This is a genomic window from Rhizobium sp. YAF28, assembly GCF_052113285.1.
In the GTDB taxonomy this organism is placed as follows: domain Bacteria; phylum Pseudomonadota; class Alphaproteobacteria; order Rhizobiales; family Rhizobiaceae; genus Rhizobium.
This window is the reverse complement of sequence record NZ_JBFRCX010000010.1, coordinates 1-18,616: the sequence shown is the minus strand read 5'-3', so window position 1 is coordinate 18,616 and position 18,616 is coordinate 1. Positions and strand designations below refer to the sequence as shown.

Below are 18,616 nucleotides of genomic sequence, written 5' to 3'. Positions count from 1 at the left end.
GGCCTGACTGGCCGGCTATTCCGCCATCCACTTCGCCTTGGAGGCGTCGAACCCTGTCTCGCAGCGCGATTCTATCTGCCAACCGTTTTCCGAATAGGTCTGGCGACGTTCGAAACAGTCCACGTCGCCTTCTCTCCAGCGGGGGTCGAGCCACGGGTCGCGACCCGTCCTTCGGACCCCCGCCGGGGAGAAGGGAACGCCACTTCACCCTACGCGGAAAATCTCATGCCACATATGACCGCACACGAGCCGCCGCGCGACTGGCTCGCCATGCTCAAGACGAATGACAAAGGCAATCCCCATCCGGGACTCACGCTCAATTGGACCGTGATGCTGGAACACCATCCCGACGCGCGCGGAATGCTCGCCCTTGATGAATTCAGCGGCCAGACGATGTTGCTTGCCCGCCCGCCGTGGGATTTGCGCCAGGGCGACTGGAAGCCTCGTCCCGTCGGCAACAATGACCTTGCCGAAGCGGTGGAATGGCTGGAAGGCTTTGGCCTGACGCCGAAGGTTTTCAACATCAATCCAGTTATCGACAAGGTCGCCAGCCGGCATCCCTATCACCCCGTGAAAGGGTGGCTGTCATCGCTGCCGGCGTGGGATGGAATGCGGCGCGTCGATACTTTCCTGACCTGTTATCTCGGCGCCGAGGACACGCGCCTGAACCGCGCCTTCGCGCGCAAATGGCTCTCAGCGCTGGCCAGACGCGTGTTTCAGCCAGGGTGCCAGTTCGACCACGTGCTGACCCTGCAGGGCAGGCAAGGCCTCGGAAAATCATCCTTCGGCCGGGCTCTCGTTCCGATCGAGGAATGGGTGACCGACGGCGTCACGGTGGGCGATGGCGCGCGCGAAGCGATAGAGAACACGCGTGGGCGATGGCTTGTCGAGCTTGCGGAGCTTGCCGGCAGGTCGAACCGGGAGATCGAGGCGATCAGGAAGTTCATCACGGTTCGCACGGATACCGCGCGCGGGGCGTATAAGCAGAGGGTCGACGACGTGCCGCGCCAGTTCGTGTTCTACGCCACGACGAACGCCGACGAGTTTCTGACGGATACGACGGGCAATCGCCGCTGGTGGCCGGTCAAGCCGACGGCGATCGATATTGCGGCAATCCGGGCTGATCGCGCGCAGGTCTGGGCCGAAGTCATGACGATCTACGAGCGCGAGCCGCTGTGGCTGGATGACCCGGCATTGCGGGCCGATCTTGAAGCCCTGCACCAGGGCCTGATGGATTTTGGCCCCACCTACGAGATCATCCGCGACCTGATCCCCGATGGCGACATGATGGTGCCGTGCGCGGACGTGCGCAAGCTGCTGACGGGCGGAAGCGAGGATGCCAGCCGGTTGCCGGCAGGCTGGCGCGCCAATCTGCAGAGGGCGCTTGTCGGGCTGGGGTTCGAACCTCAGGCGGTGGTTTCCAATCGCGGGCGGGAAGCTGTGCGTGTCTATGTTCGCGGCGATGTGAGCAGCAGGCACTGGTCGAGATGGGTGGATGGACGGATTGAATTCGAGCACGGCCGGCGAGGGCGGGAACGGGTCTTCTGAAGTGTGCGAGCGTAACGCCTCGCAGACGCTGGCCTTCCGGCGGCTCTGTCGTGCCGGCCGACCTACAGATTTGCTTACGGCGCTTACGATTGCACACATAAACTTCGTAGGCGCGTTTCTCCAATGGTTTCAATGATTTATTGCTTCGCTTACGGACTTACGGAGATAATTGCGAAACACAGGTGCGGAGACAGACCGGTATTCCAGGACTGTCGGCTGTCCGCATGAGAGTTGGAGACATGCCGAAATATCGTAAGTTCGTAAGCGTAATTGTTAAGATACTGATTTTGCTTTTGGATCTTGCTTACGAAATTTGCGGATGAATGGCAGCGCTTACGAAATTCAGGCGTCAAGCCGTCGTTGTCGCGAAAGCGAAGGTTCAGTGAAGTACGGCGATAGCGGTAATCCCGGCCTCGTCTGCAGCGCGAATAATCGCCGCTCTCAATTCCCAAGGGACAGCGTTGCCGTGCACGACATCAAGACAGGTCTTGATCGCCGCAAGAAATTCCTCCTCGCAGTGGCGGTGCCGCCTGCGCCTGGGCCGGAAAGCACGCTGGCCTGTCGATGGCGACAGGTGTCACCCGGTACTGCCGGGTGACAGATCGTCCTGATGACGTTGGGTGACGGCCGCGGTCCGGTCGATGTCGTCAAGACCTGATGAACGAGAGCAGGTCGGGGTTGAGGACATCCGCATGTGTGGTCAGCATGCCATGGGGGTAGCCCGGATAGGTCTTCAGCGACCCGTTCTTGAGCAGGTCGACCGCACGCGGTACGGAACTTGCGAAGGGGACGACTTGATCGGCCTCGCCATGCATCACCAGCACCGGCACGGTGATCTTCTTGAGGTCTTCGGTATAATCTTCCAGCCAAGAGTCGACAGTCGCGTAGTGAGCCAGGGCACCACCGGCCATGCCCTGGCGCCACCAGTTCGCAATGATCGCCTCCGAAGGCTCGGCCCCGTCGAGGTTGTAACCGTAGAACGGGTTCTCAGGGACGAACCGGAAGAACTGCGACCGGTTGCCCAGCACACCCGCGCGGATCGCTTCGAACCACTCCGGCGGCTGACCGGACGGGTTGTCTTCGCTCCGGTACATGTTCGGCGTCAGGGAAGCGACCAGTACCGCCTTTGCGACCCGCTCCGGGTGGCGGGCGACATAGCGAGCTACCTCACCGCCACCCGTGGAGTGGCCGATGTGGATCGCGTCGCGCAGGTTGAGGTGCTCGGTCAGGGCCGCGAGGTCAGCAACCCAGTGGTCCATGTCGTTGCCGGTGCCGGGCTGGTCGGACCGGCCGTGGCCGCGCCGGTCGTGGGCGATCACCCGGTAGCCGTGGTGAAGGAAGAAGGTCATCTGGGCGTCCCAGTCGTCCGCCGACAGCGGCCAGCCGTGGCTGAAAACGATCGGCTGGCCTGAGCCCCAGTCCTTGTAGAAGATGTTTATGCCGTCAGTGGTAGTGATTGTAGGCATCGAGTCTCTCCATCTGCGCTGTTAAACATTCCTTTGAAGGTCAAAATAATCAATTAGAGCCATTCATCCACGCGCTACTGCAATAATCAACGCAAGATTGCCACGCATGCCTCATCTTTCTTTTCGACGTGCAGGCGAAATACTCCGGTGAGGCGCGTTCGATTATATCCCGAAATTGCGACGTTAATTAAATCCCCCTTCTATCGAAGACAAATACCTTGTACGTTCGAGCTATGCCTTAAAGGTATAGCGAGGACCCGATGGAACTGAGGCATTTGCGCTATTTTGTTGCTGTTGCGGAGGAGGGAAGCTTACTGACCGCAGCAGAGCGGCGGCTTCACACGTCCCAGCCCTCACTCAGCAGGCAAATTCGCGATCTGGAAACCGAAGTCGGTGTAAAGCTGCTGGAACGGCAGTCGCGCGGCGTGACGCTCACCGCCGCCGGTAAAGTGTTTCTTGATCACGCGCGGCTGGCCTTATTGCAAGTCGAGGCGGCTGCGGAAGGGGCCCGGCGGGCAGAACGGCCGGAAAAGCAGTCGTTCACTATCGGTTTTCTCGCAGGGCAAGAGATTGTGTGGCTACCCCATGCATTGCGTATTATTCGTGAGGAAGCGCCGGAGGTTGAAATCATATTGTCCAGTCAGTCTTCCCCGGACCTTGCTCTGGCACTGATGCGAGGCAAGCTGGACGTCGCTTTCCTTCGCCCCGAGACGCTGAGTGTTGGTGTGTCCTTCAAGTTTTTAGCCAAGGAGCCACTGATCGCCGTGCTGCCGGCGGACCATCGCTTGACGTCGCGCAAAAAGATCCAGCCGCAGGACCTTGCCCGCGAAACTTACGTCAGTGCGGCTAAAATTTCTCCCGTATTGCAATCCGTGATCCAGGATTACGCGTCGAACGTTGGGATCACGCTGAAGGCAGAGTACGAAGGTGACGGTCTACCATCAGCAATGTCGCTCGTCGTGTCTACAGGTGGAATAACGCTTATTCCGCTTTATGCGCAAAATATGCTGACGCCAAATGTCGTTGCTAGAGCACTTGAGGGTGTGCCTCCGACAATTGATCTCACCTTAGGATATAACGATTCAAATTCCTCACCCTTGCTCCGCCGATTTTTGTCTCGTTCTGATGAACTGGTCGCCAACGTCCAAAATCAGAGCATCATCCGCTATGCTGAAGTTCCATAATAGGGACCCCTTTACAAAGAAAAGCAGGCCCCCCCTTGCGGCAGCCGTGAAGAGTAGCGTCGCGGCGTTCACATCCTCGCCCCCGTGTAACCATAATCCATGTGTGGCGAACGCCCCTGTGATGTTGGGTGCTGCAGAATGCTTTCCCTGTTTTGCGACAAATCACTTTAAGCGGGCCGTCTGTGCGACATGCGCCCTGAAAGGCAAGGAGGCCTGTAAGGGGCGCTCGATCCCGATGGACAGGCTCGACAGGCTGGTGACGGAGCGCATCGTCGATCAGCTTCTCACAGCCGAACGGATCGGTCGCCTCCTGGGCGGTCTGATGGATCGGCAGGCAAAGGGGCGGTTTCCCGCTCCGTGGCTTCCGCACGCGCCGCATTCTATCTGGTCAAGAAACGGCCGGCTCAGTGCAATATGGCGATGGCGGTAATCCCGGCCTCGCCTGCGGCGCGAATAATCGCCGCTCGTAGCTCCTCGGGCTCAGCGTTGCCCTTCACGACATCGATACAGATCTTGATCGCCGCAAGAAATTCCTCCCCGTCATCGCAGGGGAATTCCTTCATGAGCGCATTGGCTGCTCCAATAGCCGTGCGGACGGACAGGAGCCTATCCGGATCGTGAAACATCAGGATCACGGGATCGAATTCGATTGGGGTGTCCCATTCCACTACACAATACTCCCGATGGGATGGCGTAGTGTTAACGAAGCAAGAGGCGTGCCAGGGGCGGTCGGGGGATGGCAACGCACTCGGCAAGACCAAAGGCGATAGAAGCCACGGTTCGCCGGCTTACGCCCTTTGCAAGCCTGCCTTATGGGCGCCTGCTGATGAATTGGACGCTTTTGCCGGAAGTGAAAGAGTCGGCGGGCGATTGAATCCGGCGCTCACAACTGCGACTAGCAGACGCTCGCCAACAGCTTTTGCAAAAGCCATTCCATGAAGTCACCCGCTTTCGTCAGACGGGTCGGTCGGGCTACGCACCCACACTGTCCAGCGTTTGCCGAAAGCGTCAGATATGTTGTTCGGAATGATCTGTTTGGGGAGTCTCTCATTAGGCGTCGTATGTGTTGGAGATCCCAACCCGGAATCTGGAAGTGACAGGTCATCTGTGGGTCGATCCAGGTAAGTTACTGCCTTTAAGCTCACTTCAAATCATGTAAAGCAGAAACGCTGAGCCCAAAAAAGCTATTAGCACGCCGAAAGTCGCGCGAACGTACCTATTGCCGATGGTTTTGAATAAATCGGTTACGATCCAGCGCCATACATACCAAACGATGACTAGCGCGATCGGGGCGGCAAGCACGACAATTGCGAACTTGTTGTAGCCAGAGAAGGCAAAGCGTATTGCCGCGCATGCCGTCGCAGCCCACACCAACATGAACGCATCTAGCGCCATATTAAACACCGTTTCGAACGCACGGACAGACCAGTCGACATTGAAGGCGAAATTGATACCCGTGGCGAAGCATACCGCCGCTGCGAGTATGATTAATAGGCTCGGGTCCGAAAGAGCCGTCAGCTTTTCGGTAAGGGGAGCGCCAGTCACGCGCTCGCAAGCCAATGCAACTACCCAAAGCACGACGCACACAAGAAGCGGTGGCCAGAGGCGTCCAAGCGGGGATGCTGCTGGAGACTTCGAAGATTCATTCATGATCAACAATCCTTTTAGTGAATGTCGTTGCTATTAAATCTTGCAAGTAAAAAGGTCGTATCGATATTCGGTCAAACACTACCGGACGCTTCCAGTATCTGCGGCCTCGCTCATGCGCGAAAGCTATAAACGGCCTTCTCGATATGAGCCTTGGGATCAGCAGGTTCGGAGCCGTTGACAGACTGTGGCATGGTAGTAACACGCATCCGGCCGACAATATCGCCTCCGATTCGACGAGCCGCTCGAGACATTGTTTGGCGGTCACGCTGCCGTACTTTCTTCGCTTGCATCGTTTGAATTTCCCCTTATAGTTGCAGTTCAATGAAGATATTCTGGCTCGTTATCGTATCCATTGTGATCATCATCGTGCCGGTGCTGGCGGTGTTCCAACCCGTCGGCATTGACTGGCCCGGTCGCTGGTGTGCAGCAGGTGAAATTCCGGGTCGCTGCTTGAGGGACTGGCTCGCAAGCTATTCTGGGTGGGCCGCAGCGGTTGGCGCCCTGGCCGCCGCCCTTATGACGCTCGATCCGCTCAGGGAGCAAGTTCGCGAGGCGAGACGCCAATCGGATTTCTTGGTCGGCGACGCGCAGCCCGAGTTCGTGCTTTTGCGAAATCGCAAAACAAAACGGGTAACACTTCAGGCTAACAACTGGAACCGAAGAACAGTGATGATCGAGGAAGTCACTTGTTTACATCCACAAGATGCAAAGGTGTTCAAGTTTGCCGAACGTATCAAAAGGCAATCTTGGGAAGAAGTCGCTGCCCCAAAACCTTGGGAGAACTATCGTATGAAAGGGTGGATCGATCGGACAGAACCCGCTCCAAGCCGCACTTTCAACGTGGTTCTTGAGCGGGGCGGTAAGGTTGACCAGTCAATTGCTGCAAATGGTGACAAGATCACTGTTCGCGTCAGATATCGTGTCGTCGGCCAAATTCATGAACGAACCTCCGCTGTAGCTACGGCTCTGGAAATCACCGACGAATCCGATGAGGAACCGTGATCGCGGGTCTACGACGGCCGGGCAAGCGATCGTTGCCTGCATAGCACGGCAGTCCTAGCCGCCCTGACCAAACTGGGGCGACCAGTTGCAAAGGAAGCCGTGGCCGACAGTGTCGACCACGTTCCAGAGCGGCTCGATGCTATGGAGCAAGCACGAAGTTCACCAGCCGTCCAGGGACAACGATTTCCTTCAGCACCGTCTTCCCCGTCAACCTCGAGCGAACGTCAGGATCTTCCGCAGCCAGTCTGACGAGTTCATCAGCGGCGAGCGTCGAGGGAGCCTGAATCCTGCCACGCAGCTTGCCGTTCACCTGAACGACAAATTCGCGGATATCATCGTCGGCGAGGGTGGGGTCGTATGTCGGCCAGGGTTCATGCGACAGACTTTCCGGATGCCCCAGCATTCTCCAGAGTTCCTCGGCAATGTGCGGCGCGAACGGTGCCAGCAGCAGAACGAAGGATTCGACCGCCGACCGTGGCTTGATGTCCAGCCCCGTCAATGCGTTTGACAGCTCCATCAGCTTTGAGATCGCCGTGTTGAAACGCAGGGCCTCGATGTCATCGCCGACAGCCTTGATCGTCTTGTGAAGAACGCGCGCGATCTCCGGGGACGGCTTCGCATCGATAATTTTGCTCGACAACATGCCATCCTCTCCAATTGCGATCCGCCATACGCGATGGAGGAAGCGGCTGACCCCGGCCACGCCGGACATTTGCCACGGCTTGGCAACGTCCAATGGCCCCATGAAGAGTTCATACAGACGCATGGCGTCTGCGCCGTATCGTTCGACCACCTCGTCAGGATTGACGACATTGAACTTCGACTTCGACATCTTCTCGACCTGGCGCTCGACCTCGATTTCTCCGACATGCCAGCGACCGTCGCGCTCGGCCGCGTCCTCGGGTCGATAGTACCTCCCAGTCGCATCCTTGTAGCTGAAAGCCAGGATCATTCCCTGGTTGAACAGCTTGCGGAACGGCTCTTTGGACGTCACGACGCCGATGTCGAACAGGACTTTGTGCCAGAAGCGCGCGTACAGCAGATGCAGCACCGCATGCTCGGCTCCTCCCACGTACAGATCCACGGGCAGCCAGTATTTCTCCTTCTCGGGATCGATCGGCGCGGTCACGTTCCAGGGATCGGCAAAACGCAGGTAATACCAGCACGATCCCGCCCATTGCGGCATCGTGTTGGTTTCCCGCAGAGCTTCCATGCCGGACTTCGGATCGGTCGTCCGAACCCAATCGTCCGCCCGTGCCAGCGGCGGCTCCCCGTCCGGCGTTGGCCTGTACTCGTCCAGTTCAGGAGGCAGCAGTGGCAGGGCGTCCTCTGGCAGGGGCACGACACTGCCGTCGGCGGCATGCAGGATAGGAAAGGGTTCTCCCCAGTATCTTTGCCGCGAGAACAGCCAGTCGCGCAGCTTGTATTCGACGCGCCCCACACCAACGCCCTGCTCGGTCATCCATGAGATCGCTGCCGTTCTCGCCGCTTTCGTCTCCATGCCATCCATGAACCCGGAGTTGACCATCAAGCCTTCCCCAGTCTGCGCAGCGGGCGGCACATCGCCGGAGGGGGAGCCAAATGCCGACACGACTTCGACGATCGGCAGCCCGAACTCCTGCGCGAAATCGCGGTCGCGGTCGTCATGAGCGGGAACGGCCATGATTGCTCCGGTGCCGTAGCTCATCAGTGCGTAGTCAGCGGCCCATACCGGAATCCGCGATCCATTCGCCGGATTGATCGCATAGGCTCCGGTGAATACTCCGCTTTTCGACTGGGATTGCGACTTCTCTATCGCGCTCATTGCCGCCGCGCGGGCGCGGTAGGCGTCGACTTCTCCGCGTTGGCCGACGGTGGCAATGGCATCGATAGCAGGGTGCTCAGGGGACAGGACCAAGAAGGTAGCGCCGAAGATCGTTTCCGGACGCGTGGTGTAAACCGTCAGGGAGCTCTCTCTATCCTCGACGTCGAAAGTCAGTTCAGCGCCTTCCGATCTGCCAATCCAGTTGCGCTGCATCGCCTTGATGCCTTCCGGCCAGTCCAGCTCGTCCAGATCCGCGAGCAGGCGGTCGGCATAGGCGGTGATTTTCAGCATCCACTGACGCATCGTGCGACGTTCCACCGGGTCTCCGGTTTCCACGTAGCGGCCGTCCTTCACTTCCTCGTTGGCGAGGACCGTACCTTGTGCCGGGCACCAGTTGACGGCAACTTCTGCCTGGTAGGCCAAGCCAGCCTTGTACATTTGCAGGAAGATCCATTGCGTCCATCGTACGAACTCGGGATCGGTGGTCGAAATCTCCCGACTCCAATCGTAGGAAAAGCCCAGACGCTGGACCTGCTTCCTGAAATTCGAGATGTTGCTCCGCGTGGTGATCGCTGGATGGACGCCTGTCCGCACTGCGTATCGCTCGGCGGGCAGCCCGTAGGCATCCCAGCCCATGGGATGCAGGACATTGAAGCCCATCATGCGCTTGTACCGAGCCACGACGTCGGTCGCGGTATAGCCTTCCGGATGACCTACATGCAGGCCGTCGCCGGACGGATAGGGAAACATGTCCAGGACATAATATTTCGGACGGCTTTGGTCGTCCTCGGTCCTGAACGTCTGGTTTTCCTCCCAGTATCGTTGCCATCGCGGCTCGATCGTCTTGGGGTCATATGGCATTGCGACTTCCCTTCTGTCTCGAAATCCGACCGAAGAGGAATGGCAACAAAAAACCCGCCTCTTCGGCGGGTTGCTGCATCTTTGAAACGCAAGCGCGTGCTAACCCACCATCGGAATGATGGCGAGTAGGAGCTTTGAATTGGTGCGCGCGGGGTTCATGCCTTTTTTGATGACACGGAACCGCTTTCCTGTCCAGACGCCGGCAGCGCGGTCAGTTTGACAATGTGCCAATGGACTATGCCGAGCGTGTTCCTCACGAGCTCTGTGTCTTCGGTATGGACATTTGAAAAATGGCGCACCCGACAGGATTCGAACCTGTGACCTTTGGAATCGGAATCCAACACTCTATCCAGCTGAGCTACGGGTGCATCCCTGACGATGTGACTCGTCGTCCGATGACGTGGTTCTTAGCCTAGCTTTGGCTCTGCTTCAATCGCGAAGTTCACGGAAATTCTGGGACTTGGCTTTTAAAGCGATTTCCGGCCAAGCTGTTGCCGAAATGAAAACTCCGCCGGTCCTTTCGGGCGGCGGAGTTTCCTTGTCGAGCTATCGGTCGATCGGACCTGCATGGCGCCGGGGCCGACCTTCGCCGTTTCCTGCGGACCCAGCGCTGCTGTCGGCTCGTCCATGATCAGGATGCGGGCGTTGAACAGGATGGCGCGGGCAATGGCGACGGACTGGCGCTGGCCGCCTGACAGTGCCTTGACCGGCTCCTTGAAGCGCTTAAAGTTCAGGTTCAGGCGGCCCATCACTTCGTCCCCGACGGTGCAACGGCCCGCAACGCGGTCCTGACGATCGCATCGCCGAACTCCGGCGAGACCGGGCGATGGCCGACCAGCAGCCGGAAGAAGACCGGTCCGTAGATCATGTCGAGCAGCGCCTCCATATCAAGCGGCGGAACGATCTCTCCCCGAGCCAGCGCCCCCTCCAGGATGACGCGACCCGCGTTGCGGCTCGACAGGATCACCTGATTGCGGAAGGCCTTGGTGAATTCGCTTTCCGGGTCGGCGGCAGCGAGTGCCATGGTGATCTGCCGCCCGCGCGTGCTCGCAAAGGCAGTCACCAGTCCGCTCATCTGCGCGCCGAGAGCCGCCTGCGCCGTGCCCCCTCCGACCTCCGCTTCCGGTAGCCGGTTGACCAGAAGGGCGGCCATCGCCAGTTCCTGCGCGTTGGCCCAGGAACGGTAGATCGTCGGCTTGCCGACACCGGACCGCGCCGCCACGGCTTCGATCGTCATGCGGCCAAAACCTTCGGCCATCAGGATTTCATGGGCGGCCTCCAAGGCACGCCTCTGCGCAGCAGCGCTTGGCGGCCGCCCTCGTTTCTTCGGTGTTGCGTTATTCTCTTGACTCATATCTTTACGATACGTAACGTTAATATAAGAACCAGTCAAGGAGGGTCATCCATGCCGAGTTTTGCCCGAAAAGTGAGCTCCTACTTCATCGTCAAGGATGCGGCGCGGGCCATCGACTTCTACAAGGAGGCTTTCGGCGCCACGGAAGTCTTCCGCATGACCGATCCTTCGGACGGGCGGATCGGCCATGCCGAGCTGCGTTTCGGAGAGACGCTGATGATGTTGGCAGACGAGTATCCGGACTTCGGCGCCCTGTCTCCCGATACCGTCGGAGGCTCTCCGGTGACCTTCCACATGGACACGGTGTCGACCGACGCAGCACTGGCGCAGGCGCTGTCGGCCGGGGCGACGATGTTGCGCCCGGCTACCGACCAGAGTTTTGGCGAGCGGGTGGCGCAGGTGCTTGATCCCTTCGGTTATCGCTGGATGCTGTCGCAAACCATCGAGCAGGTCACGCCTGAGGAGATGCAGCGCCGCTGGAACGAGGACATGTCGGCGTGAGTGCCGCAGCCCTTGAAGCGCTAGAGGAGGCTGAGCGCGCCTTCAACGCGGCGATGGTTTCCAACGATCCCGTCAAGATCGCCGCCTGCATCACGAAGGACTGGGTGCTGGTGACGCCTGAGCGTGGCCCAATCCCTGCACAGGCTATTCTTTCGGCGATCGGATCCGGTGTCCTGAGCCATGACACGATGACCAAGACGACGCATCACGTCCATCTGCTCGGCAATGTCGCCACGGTTACCGGTCGCGGGCAGAACACGGGAATGTTCCGTGGCGAACCGATATCAGCCGACGAATGGATCACCGACGTCTATCACCGGGAGGGCAACAGGTGGCGGTGCGTACTGACCCACCTCTCCCCGGCCAGGAGCGGTGCCTAGCGTCCCTTGCGGCGGATGCCGCCTGTCTCACTGATCCACGAAGAGGTCATGCGCGACGCCCGCAGCCCTTTCTTAGAGCCACGTAATCCATAAAAACTCCGCCGGCCTTGCGGGCGGCGGAGTGTGATTGTCGCAGCGCTGGTCGCCTTGCGGCGGTCAGACCTGCATGGCGCCAGGGCCGGGGATGGCCTTGGGGGGCACCTTGCCGAGGATGATCATGCCGAGGACTTCGTCCTTGGTGACATCTTCGGTGCGGGCGTGGCCGACGACCTGGCCGTTTTTCATCACCGAGACACGGTCCGCGAGGTCGAAGACGTCGTGGATGTCGTGGCTGATCAGGAAGATGCCGATGCCTTCCTTCTTCAGCTGCTTGATGAGCTCGCCCACCTGCGCCGTTTCCTGCGGACCAAGGGCTGCCGTCGGCTCGTCCATGATCAGGATGCGGGCGTTGAACAGGATGGCGCGGGCAATGGCGACGGACTGGCGCTGGCCGCCGGAGAGTGCCTTGACCGGCTCCTTGAAGCGCTTGAAGTTGGGGTTCAGGCGGCCCATCACCTCGCGGGCGGAATGTTCCATCGCGACGTCGTCGAGCGTGCCCCAGCGGGTCTTCAGCTCGCGGCCGAGATAGAGGTTGGCGGCGGCGTCGACATTATCGGCGACGGCCAGCGTCTGGTAGATCGTCTCGATGCCGAACTTCTTGGCATCGCGCGGATTGCGGATGTCGGCCGGTTCGCCATTGATCAGGATCTCGCCCGAGTCACGCTTGTAGGCGCCGGAGAGGATCTTGATCAGCGTCGACTTGCCGGCGCCGTTATGGCCGAGAAGGGCCACGACTTCGCCGGGATAGAGGTCGACCGAGGCATTGTCGACCGCGTGGATACCGCCGAAGGAGATCGAGATATTCTTCAGTTCGACAAGGGGAGTGCGTTGTTCAGCCATGGTTCGTACTCCTCTTACTTCGCACGGGAGCGATAGACAGTGTCGAGCCAGACGGCAATGACGAGCACCGCGCCGACGACGACGTTCTGGATGGGCGTATCGACATTTGCGAGACCCATGCCTGACTGGAGCGACTGCATGACGAGCGCGCCGAGCATGGCGCCGGCAATCGTGCCGGTACCGCCTGCCAGAGACGTGCCGCCGATGACGGCTGCTGCGATCGTATAGAGTTCGTAGGTCGTGCCCTGCGAATTGGCGGCGGCGTTGAGGCGTGCCGTGGAGATCGCGGCGGCCACCGCTGCGAGGAAGCCCATCAGCGCGAAGATGCGCACCGTGACCCAGCGGGTCTTGATGCCGGCGAGTTCTGCCGCTTCCGGGTTGCCGCCGATCGCGAAGACGTAGCGGCCGAAGCGCAGGCGCGTGGCGATGAAGGTCATCACGATGCCGACGAGGATGGCGATCAGCACCGGCACGGCGATGCCGTAGGGGATCATCAGGCCGGTTTCCGGCATGGTGATGTTATTGGCTTCGGCATAGCGCTTGGCGATGGCCGGCGGCCAGTAATAGATCGTGGAGACCCAGATGGCGCCGAGCACCATGGCACAGCCGAGCACGCCGAGGACATATTCGGCCCAGAGCGGACGGCGCGGGAAGTTGAAGCGCCGGCGCTGGTGACGCGAGCCGATGATGGAAATGACGATCAGCACGCAGGCAGCCGCACCGATGATCCAGCTCCAGGTGGCGCCGATTGCGCCTTCGGCGCCGCCGCCCATGATGCGGAAGGTGGTGTCGAGGGGGGCGACCGTCTGGCCGCTCGTGACATACCAGGCAAGGCCGCGCCAGGCGAGGAAGCCGCCGAGGGTGACGATGAAGGAGGGAACGCCCATGAAGGCGATGATGACGCCCTGGAACAGGCCGATCGCCGAGCCGACGATGAGGCCGCAGATCAGCGTGATGACCCAGGTGAAGGAATTGTCGAAGCCCAGATATTGCGGCAGGAACTTCGCCTGGACCACACCCATGATCATGGCGACGAAGCCAAGGATCGAGCCGATCGACAGGTCGATGTTTCTGGTGACGATGACCAGCACCATGCCGGTCGCCAGAACCGCGATTTCGGTCGTCTGGACGGAGAGGTTCCAGAGGTTTCTGGGCGTGAGGAACAGGCCGCCGGTATAGAAGTGGAAGCCGACCCAGATGACCAGCAATGCGCCGATCATGCCGAGAAGGCGGGTGTCTATTTCCGTTGCCCTGAGGAAGCGCGTGAAGGGGCCTTCAACTGCCGTGCGCGGGCCGGAGGAGGTCGATTGGGTGATGTCTGCCATGGGTTTGCCGTTTCCCCCATTTGTTTGGGCGCAGGCCTGCTCCTGATAGGAATAGCTGGCCGATGACCGCCTGTTCTTGTTGTGACCACCGGGACGCTTCCGAAAATAGCCGATCACAACGGCACTATTCTGGCAGGGAATCAAAGCATCCGCGATGTGCGCGAGAACGGAGAAGCACCACTGAGCGGGCTTCATCCGCATCCGGCGCCGCAGCGGATGGCCGCTGCGGCGCCGGTATTTCAGATCGTCAGGCGAGGATTAGTCGCAAGCCTTGACGGAGCCGGCCTTGACGCCCTGGCAAGCTTCAGCCTTGGAGATCCAGCCGGCGTCGATGACGACGTTCAGGTTGTCCTTGGTGATGGCGAGCGGGGTCAGGAAGATGGACTGCATCTTCACCTTCTTCGGGCCGCCTTCGAAGGTCTGCACACCTGCAACCTTGTCGAGGGCCGTGCCGCCGGCGAGATCGAGAGCGACTTCGGCAGCGCGCTTGCCGAGTTCGCGGCTGTCCTTCCAGACGGAAACCGTCTGCGTGCCGAGAGCGATGCGGTTGAGTGCTGCCTTGTCGGCGTCCTGGCCGGAAACCGGAACGGTGCCGGCGAGGCCCTGTGCGTCGAGAGCGGCGACGGCGCCACCGGCCGTACCGTCGTTGGAAGCAACGACAGCGTCAACCTTGTTGTTGTTGGCGGTCAGGAACTGCTCCATGTTGCGCTGAGCGTTCTGCGGCAGCCAGCCGTCGGTATAGGCTTCGCCGACATTCTTGATCTTGCCGGCGTCGATTGCAGCCTTCAGGACTTCCTGCTGACCTGCGAAGAGGAAGTCAGCGTTCGGGTCGGAAGACGAGCCCTTGATGAAGACGTAGTTGCCTTCCGGCTTTGCCTTGAAGACGCCCTGAGCCTGCAGGCGGCCGACTTCCTTGTTGTCGAAGGTGATGTAGAAGGCAGACGGGTTTTCGATCAGGCGGTCGTAACCGACGACCGGGATACCTTCGCTGGCGGCCTTTTCAACCGCCGGACCGATGGCGTCGGAGTCCTGAGCGAGAATGATGAGGGCGTTTGCGCCCTGGGAGATCAGCGACTCAACGTCGGTGAGCTGCTTTGCAGCCGAAGACTGTGCGTCAGCGGAAATGTACTTTGCGCCCTTGGCTTCCAGAGCCTTCTTGATGGCGGCTTCGTCCGTCTTCCAGCGTTCTTCCTGGAAGTTGGACCAGGAAACGCCAACGACGAGGTCGGCAGCCATGGCAGCCGACTGCAGCGAAACGAGAATGGCAGCACCTGCCATCAGCTTATAAATAGACTTCATAATGTCCTCCCGAGTGAATTGCAGCCGGCCCAGCCTCTGCTCCTCCGGCCACCGCGAAAGCCTGTCCAGAAAGGTTCGGATTTTTTTCTCGACAGTCGAGAAATTTAGTGTCAGAGATTTTTTCAACTGTCAACACCGCACTACCGGCTTAATTTCCTTTGACTGGAGGGGCTGGAGATGCTGTGGCAAACCAAGGGCGGAACGAACGGGGAAGAGGCGGCGATAGATGCTGACCAAGTCGAGCACGGAGCTCGTACGGCAGAGAAACAGCGTGCTTGTGCTCGCCACTCTTCGCCGCCACGGGCCACTTGCTCACACTGAAATATCCGATTTCACGCGGCTTTCGTCCGCGACCGTTTCTGCGATCACGGCCGATCTCGAAAAGGCGCAGGTGATCGAAAAATCCGAGCACCAGGCAGCGAGCGGGCGAGGGCGCCCGCGCGTGCTTCTGCGCCAGCGCCGCGACTGCGGCTATCTCATCGTCGTCATCATCTCCTCGGACGCCGTGCAATATTCGCTCGTCGATTACTCGGGCAAGCTGATCGACCGTTTCAGCGAGGAAAGGTCGCATGATCCCGATGGGGCTGGCCGCTTCGTGAACGGGGTGCGGGCGGGGCTTGAGCGTATCCTGTCGCGCTCGCGGATCGAACGGGAGAAGGTGCTGCTCATTTCGATCAGCAGCAAGGGGCTGGTCAACTCATCCGAACCGGTTCTCGTCTGGTCGCCGATCTTCGGCAGCGACCAGATCGATTTCGAACTGGCGCTCAAGCCGGAATGGAAGGCGAAGGTCATTCTCGACAACGAGACGCTGCTGGTCGCTGCCGCCCTCGGCGCGCGTGAGGAGAATGTCAAAGGCGCGGATTTCCGCTCGCTGGCCGCCCTTTCGCTCGGCCACAGCATCGGGCTTGGGATCGTGCGGCGGACGACCCATGGCGGGCATGAAGTCTCCGCGCCCAATTTCGGGCATATGCTGCATATGGCCAATGGCGGGCTTTGCCGGTGCGGCACGCGCGGCTGCATCGAAGCCTATGCCGGTTTCTACGCGATCCTGCGCACCGCCTTCGAAGTGCCGCTCGATACGATCCCGGCAAAGTTCGTGCCAGTGGCCGAGCTCGACAAGATCGCGGCGCGGGCCCGGCAGGGCCATCGTATCTCGGGCTTTGCCTTCCGGCAGGCGGGGCTGGCACTCGGCAACGGGCTGTCGCGCATGCTGAGCCTGACGGAGCGCATGCCGATCGCGATCACCGGACCCGGCACGCGCTATTACGATCTGCTGCGGCAGGGGATCGAGGAGGGGCTCGGCCAATCTCATATGGTGCGCATGGAGGGCATGCCGGAACTCAGGGTCGTCGCGGACGAACAGATTCTCGTCTTCGAAGGACATCTGAACCGGGCGCTGGCCGTCATCGATGAGGATATCGTCGTGGCCGGTCTCCAGGGAACGGATTGAAACGCAGGATACTGCTTAAACGAGAAATGGCCGGGCAAGAGCCCGGCCATCTCATTATGGCGACCGTCGGGAGAGGGCGGTCAGCCGATCTTGATGAGCTTGCCTTCCTTGACCGACTGGACGGCGGCATCTGCGAGCGCGAGAGCAGCCAGGCCATCGGCGCCGGAGGGGGAAATCTTCGAGCCCTTTTCGATCGCGGCGATGAAGCTTGCGATCTCGTTGGCATAGGCTTCGGTGTAACGGGTCATGAAGAAGTCATGCAGCGGCGGGCGGGTATAGCCTTCGCCATTGGCGACTTCGATCGAGACCGGACGCTGGTTTTCGGCCGAAACGAGACCCTTGGAGCCGTGAGCCTCGATGCGCTGGTCGTAGCCATAGGTGGCGCGACGCGAGTTCGAGATCACGGCCTGCTTGCCGGATGCGGTCTGCAGGATGACGGAGACGCTGTCATAGTCACCGGCTTCGCCGATCGCCTTGTCAACGAGCACTGCGGCCGTTGCAAAAACGGAGACCGGCTCTTCGCCGAGCAGGAAGCGGGCCATGTCGAAATCGTGGATCGTCATGTCGCGGAAGATGCCGCCCGAACGCTTGATGTAATCGACCGGCGGGGCGCCGGGATCGCGCGAGGTGATCGTCACCATCTCGACATCGCCGATCTTGCCTTCGTCGATGACCTTGCGCACCGCCATGAAATGCGGGTCGAAGCGGCGGTTGAAGCCGACCATCAGCTTGGCGCCGGTTTCTTCCACGACCTTGATGCAGGCTTTTACGCGCGCAACGTCGAGATCAATCGGCTTTTCGCAGAAGATCGCCTTGCCTGCGCGGGCAAAGCGCTCGATCAGGTCGGCATGGGTGTCGGTCGGCGTGCAGATGACGACGGCGTCGATATCCTTGGCGGCCTCGATCGCTTCAATGGTGCGCACTTCGCAGCCATAGGCGGAAGCGATCGCTTCGGCAGCCTGCGGGAAGGCGTCGGCGACGGCCACGAGCTTTGCATTGGCATCGCCGCTGACGGCCTTTGCATGGACCTTGCCGATGCGGCCGGCGCCGAGAAGACCAAATCTCACTGTCATTACTGCCTCCCTATATTCGGAACAAATAAACCGAATTGATATAAGTTTGGAATTTTCATTCCATTTTCCAATCGCCGCGTCAAGTCCGCGGGCCTTTCACATTTGTGAAATCCATCCTAAAGACAAGTGACGTCATCACAACAGTGAGACGTGCGTCATCACAAGAGTGAGACGGCGTTATCACGACAATAGGACAGAGATGCAGCTGATCGATCCTAACCATCCGACCTATCGACACCTTTGGGTTCGTGTCCTCATCGTCGTGGTCTGTTTCGGATGGGCGATCTTCGAATTCATCGGCGGCGACCCCTTCTGGGGCGTGCTTGCGGGCGGCGCCGGCGCCTATTCCTTCTATATGCTGATCTGGACCTTCGATCCGAAGCCGCCGGAAACGGCAGCAGTTGTCACACCCGATGATGAGGACGGGGACAAGCCGGCAATAGAAGAAGAGAAGAAGGCCGAATAATTAAGGCGTGCCGCGATCTTTCGGATGCGCGGCACGCTTCAGGTCCTTGTTTTCACGCATATCGTGCTTGCAAAACCGCTGCACAGTTTTGCGTGACACGAGTTCTCCGGCCCTCCGATTCGGCGCGGAAGGCCCGCAGCTGGTCAGAGCGACAGCTCTTTGGCTTGTGCGTCGATCTTTTTGCAGGCATCCCCGAACGGATCGCGCATCGGCACCAATGGCGAAGCACCAAGGAGGAGAAGCGCTTTCAAGTGTTTCCAGCCGCCTTCCTCGCCCAGCACCGGCGCATAGGACGTCATCGTGGTGCGTTCCTT

Annotated in this window: 16 protein-coding genes, 1 tRNA gene and 3 pseudogenes; 7 read left to right on the top strand and 13 right to left on the bottom strand. The window is 60.0% G+C overall.

All coding sequences use genetic code 11. The annotated features are described in order from the left end of the window. Positions 1 to 225 precede the first annotated feature (225 nt). Complete coding sequence (locus AB4Z13_RS22325; RefSeq protein WP_442206852.1) at positions 226 to 1,548, top strand: VapE domain-containing protein; 1,323 nt, start codon at positions 226 to 228, stop codon at positions 1,546 to 1,548. Positions 1,549 to 1,927: 379 nt separating this feature from the next. Here AB4Z13_RS22325 and AB4Z13_RS22320 read toward each other — a convergent pair. Further along, positions 1,928 to 2,059: pseudogene (locus tag AB4Z13_RS22320) on the bottom strand (DUF982 domain-containing protein); the annotation flags it as partial. A 136-nt stretch (positions 2,060 to 2,195) separates the two neighbouring features. Then, the gene (locus AB4Z13_RS22315) at positions 2,196 to 3,014 is read right to left on the bottom strand and encodes an alpha/beta fold hydrolase (RefSeq protein ID WP_439016151.1); all 819 of its coding nucleotides are present in this window, start codon (positions 3,012 to 3,014) and stop codon (positions 2,196 to 2,198) included. A 260-nt stretch (positions 3,015 to 3,274) separates the two neighbouring features. Here AB4Z13_RS22315 and AB4Z13_RS22310 point away from each other — a divergent pair, with 260 nt between their 5' ends. After that, complete coding sequence (locus tag AB4Z13_RS22310) at positions 3,275 to 4,198, top strand: LysR family transcriptional regulator (protein ID WP_007815334.1); 924 nt, start codon at positions 3,275 to 3,277, stop codon at positions 4,196 to 4,198. A 404-nt stretch (positions 4,199 to 4,602) separates the two neighbouring features. Here AB4Z13_RS22310 and AB4Z13_RS22305 read toward each other — a convergent pair whose 3' ends face one another. After that, the gene (locus tag AB4Z13_RS22305; protein ID WP_439016150.1) at positions 4,603 to 4,866 is read right to left on the bottom strand and encodes a DUF982 domain-containing protein; all 264 of its coding nucleotides are present in this window, start codon (positions 4,864 to 4,866) and stop codon (positions 4,603 to 4,605) included. 478 nt (positions 4,867 to 5,344) lie between these two features. Further along, complete coding sequence (locus AB4Z13_RS22300; RefSeq protein ID WP_439016149.1) at positions 5,345 to 5,848, bottom strand: hypothetical protein; 504 nt, start codon at positions 5,846 to 5,848, stop codon at positions 5,345 to 5,347. A gap of 321 nt (positions 5,849 to 6,169) precedes the next feature. Here AB4Z13_RS22300 and AB4Z13_RS22295 point away from each other — a divergent pair, with 321 nt between their 5' ends. Further along, positions 6,170 to 6,850, top strand: a complete 681-nt coding sequence (locus AB4Z13_RS22295) for a hypothetical protein (RefSeq protein ID WP_439016148.1) — start codon at positions 6,170 to 6,172, stop codon at positions 6,848 to 6,850. A gap of 139 nt (positions 6,851 to 6,989) precedes the next feature. Here the strand turns inward: AB4Z13_RS22295 and leuS are convergent, their stop codons facing one another. The 4 genes and pseudogenes from leuS to AB4Z13_RS22275 form a co-directional block, all read right to left on the bottom strand. Beyond that, positions 6,990 to 9,515, bottom strand: coding sequence for a leucine--tRNA ligase (gene leuS / locus AB4Z13_RS22290; RefSeq protein ID WP_439016147.1), 2,526 nt, complete (start codon positions 9,513 to 9,515; stop codon positions 6,990 to 6,992). A 291-nt stretch (positions 9,516 to 9,806) separates the two neighbouring features. Beyond that, positions 9,807 to 9,883, bottom strand: a tRNA-Arg gene (locus tag AB4Z13_RS22285). A 189-nt stretch (positions 9,884 to 10,072) separates the two neighbouring features. Beyond that, positions 10,073 to 10,270 (bottom strand): annotated as a pseudogene (locus AB4Z13_RS22280) (ATP-binding cassette domain-containing protein); the annotation flags it as partial. Continuing rightward, positions 10,264 to 10,869: a TetR/AcrR family transcriptional regulator gene (locus AB4Z13_RS22275; protein WP_439016146.1), complete on the bottom strand. Its 606-nt coding sequence runs from the start codon at positions 10,867 to 10,869 to the stop codon at positions 10,264 to 10,266. The pseudogene AB4Z13_RS22280 and the gene AB4Z13_RS22275, both read right to left, overlap by 7 nt. Positions 10,870 to 10,920: 51 nt before the next feature. Between AB4Z13_RS22275 and AB4Z13_RS22270 the strand changes: the two genes are divergently transcribed. Both AB4Z13_RS22270 and AB4Z13_RS22265 read left to right on the top strand, forming a co-directional pair. After that, positions 10,921 to 11,370 carry a VOC family protein gene (locus tag AB4Z13_RS22270; protein ID WP_439016145.1) on the top strand — a complete coding sequence of 150 codons (450 nt, stop codon included), beginning with the start codon at positions 10,921 to 10,923 and terminating at the stop codon, positions 11,368 to 11,370. Continuing rightward, positions 11,367 to 11,750, top strand: coding sequence for a nuclear transport factor 2 family protein (locus AB4Z13_RS22265; RefSeq protein ID WP_439016144.1), 384 nt, complete (start codon positions 11,367 to 11,369; stop codon positions 11,748 to 11,750). Before AB4Z13_RS22270 ends, AB4Z13_RS22265 begins: the two co-directional genes overlap by 4 nt. Before the next feature lie 156 nt (positions 11,751 to 11,906). Here AB4Z13_RS22265 and AB4Z13_RS22260 read toward each other — a convergent pair whose 3' ends face one another. The 3 genes from AB4Z13_RS22260 to xylF all read right to left on the bottom strand — a co-directional run bounded on the left by AB4Z13_RS22260 (position 11,907) and on the right by xylF (position 15,313). After that, positions 11,907 to 12,689 carry an ATP-binding cassette domain-containing protein gene (locus AB4Z13_RS22260; protein WP_007815343.1) on the bottom strand — a complete coding sequence of 261 codons (783 nt, stop codon included), beginning with the start codon at positions 12,687 to 12,689 and terminating at the stop codon, positions 11,907 to 11,909. A gap of 14 nt (positions 12,690 to 12,703) precedes the next feature. Beyond that, positions 12,704 to 14,014 carry a sugar ABC transporter permease gene (locus AB4Z13_RS22255; protein WP_439016143.1) on the bottom strand — a complete coding sequence of 437 codons (1,311 nt, stop codon included), beginning with the start codon at positions 14,012 to 14,014 and terminating at the stop codon, positions 12,704 to 12,706. A gap of 258 nt (positions 14,015 to 14,272) precedes the next feature. Then, positions 14,273 to 15,313, bottom strand: a complete 1,041-nt coding sequence (gene xylF / locus AB4Z13_RS22250) for a D-xylose ABC transporter substrate-binding protein (protein WP_007815345.1) — start codon at positions 15,311 to 15,313, stop codon at positions 14,273 to 14,275. A 226-nt stretch (positions 15,314 to 15,539) separates the two neighbouring features. Between xylF and AB4Z13_RS22245 the strand changes: the two genes are divergently transcribed. Further along, positions 15,540 to 16,763, top strand: a complete 1,224-nt coding sequence (locus AB4Z13_RS22245; RefSeq protein WP_113322473.1) for an ROK family transcriptional regulator — start codon at positions 15,540 to 15,542, stop codon at positions 16,761 to 16,763. 80 nt (positions 16,764 to 16,843) lie between these two features. Here AB4Z13_RS22245 and iolG read toward each other — a convergent pair whose 3' ends face one another. Continuing rightward, entirely contained in the window at positions 16,844 to 17,836 is a 993-nt protein-coding gene (iolG, locus tag AB4Z13_RS22240; RefSeq protein WP_007824705.1) for an inositol 2-dehydrogenase, read from the bottom strand. A gap of 199 nt (positions 17,837 to 18,035) precedes the next feature. Here iolG and AB4Z13_RS22235 point away from each other — a divergent pair, with 199 nt between their 5' ends. Beyond that, the gene (locus AB4Z13_RS22235) at positions 18,036 to 18,302 is read left to right on the top strand and encodes a hypothetical protein (protein ID WP_113322472.1); all 267 of its coding nucleotides are present in this window, start codon (positions 18,036 to 18,038) and stop codon (positions 18,300 to 18,302) included. 143 nt (positions 18,303 to 18,445) lie between these two features. On the opposite strand, the pseudogene AB4Z13_RS22230 reads toward AB4Z13_RS22235, so the two are convergent. After that, a pseudogene (locus tag AB4Z13_RS22230) lies at positions 18,446 to 18,616 on the bottom strand (Hint domain-containing protein); the annotation flags it as partial.

Excerpts from the sequence above, each read along its gene's own strand:
- AB4Z13_RS22275 (WP_439016146.1), bottom strand. The coding sequence starts at position 10,869 with ATGAGTCAAGAGAATAACGCAACACCGAAGAAACGAGGGCGGCCGCCA.
- AB4Z13_RS22270 (WP_439016145.1), top strand. The coding sequence starts at position 10,921 with ATGCCGAGTTTTGCCCGAAAAGTGAGCTCCTACTTCATCGTCAAGGAT.
- AB4Z13_RS22255 (WP_439016143.1), bottom strand. The coding sequence starts at position 14,014 with ATGGCAGACATCACCCAATCGACCTCCTCCGGCCCGCGCACGGCAGTT.
- AB4Z13_RS22245 (WP_113322473.1), top strand. The coding sequence starts at position 15,540 with ATGCTGACCAAGTCGAGCACGGAGCTCGTACGGCAGAGAAACAGCGTG.
- AB4Z13_RS22310 (WP_007815334.1), top strand. The coding sequence starts at position 3,275 with ATGGAACTGAGGCATTTGCGCTATTTTGTTGCTGTTGCGGAGGAGGGA.
- AB4Z13_RS22315 (WP_439016151.1), bottom strand. The coding sequence starts at position 3,014 with ATGCCTACAATCACTACCACTGACGGCATAAACATCTTCTACAAGGAC.
- xylF (WP_007815345.1), bottom strand. The coding sequence starts at position 15,313 with ATGAAGTCTATTTATAAGCTGATGGCAGGTGCTGCCATTCTCGTTTCG.
- AB4Z13_RS22260 (WP_007815343.1), bottom strand. The coding sequence starts at position 12,689 with ATGGCTGAACAACGCACTCCCCTTGTCGAACTGAAGAATATCTCGATC.
- AB4Z13_RS22325 (WP_442206852.1), top strand. The coding sequence starts at position 226 with ATGCCACATATGACCGCACACGAGCCGCCGCGCGACTGGCTCGCCATG.
- AB4Z13_RS22295 (WP_439016148.1), top strand. The coding sequence starts at position 6,170 with ATGAAGATATTCTGGCTCGTTATCGTATCCATTGTGATCATCATCGTG.
- AB4Z13_RS22300 (WP_439016149.1), bottom strand. The coding sequence starts at position 5,848 with ATGAATGAATCTTCGAAGTCTCCAGCAGCATCCCCGCTTGGACGCCTC.
- leuS (WP_439016147.1), bottom strand. The coding sequence starts at position 9,515 with ATGCCATATGACCCCAAGACGATCGAGCCGCGATGGCAACGATACTGG.
- iolG (WP_007824705.1), bottom strand. The coding sequence starts at position 17,836 with ATGACAGTGAGATTTGGTCTTCTCGGCGCCGGCCGCATCGGCAAGGTC.
- AB4Z13_RS22235 (WP_113322472.1), top strand. The coding sequence starts at position 18,036 with ATGCAGCTGATCGATCCTAACCATCCGACCTATCGACACCTTTGGGTT.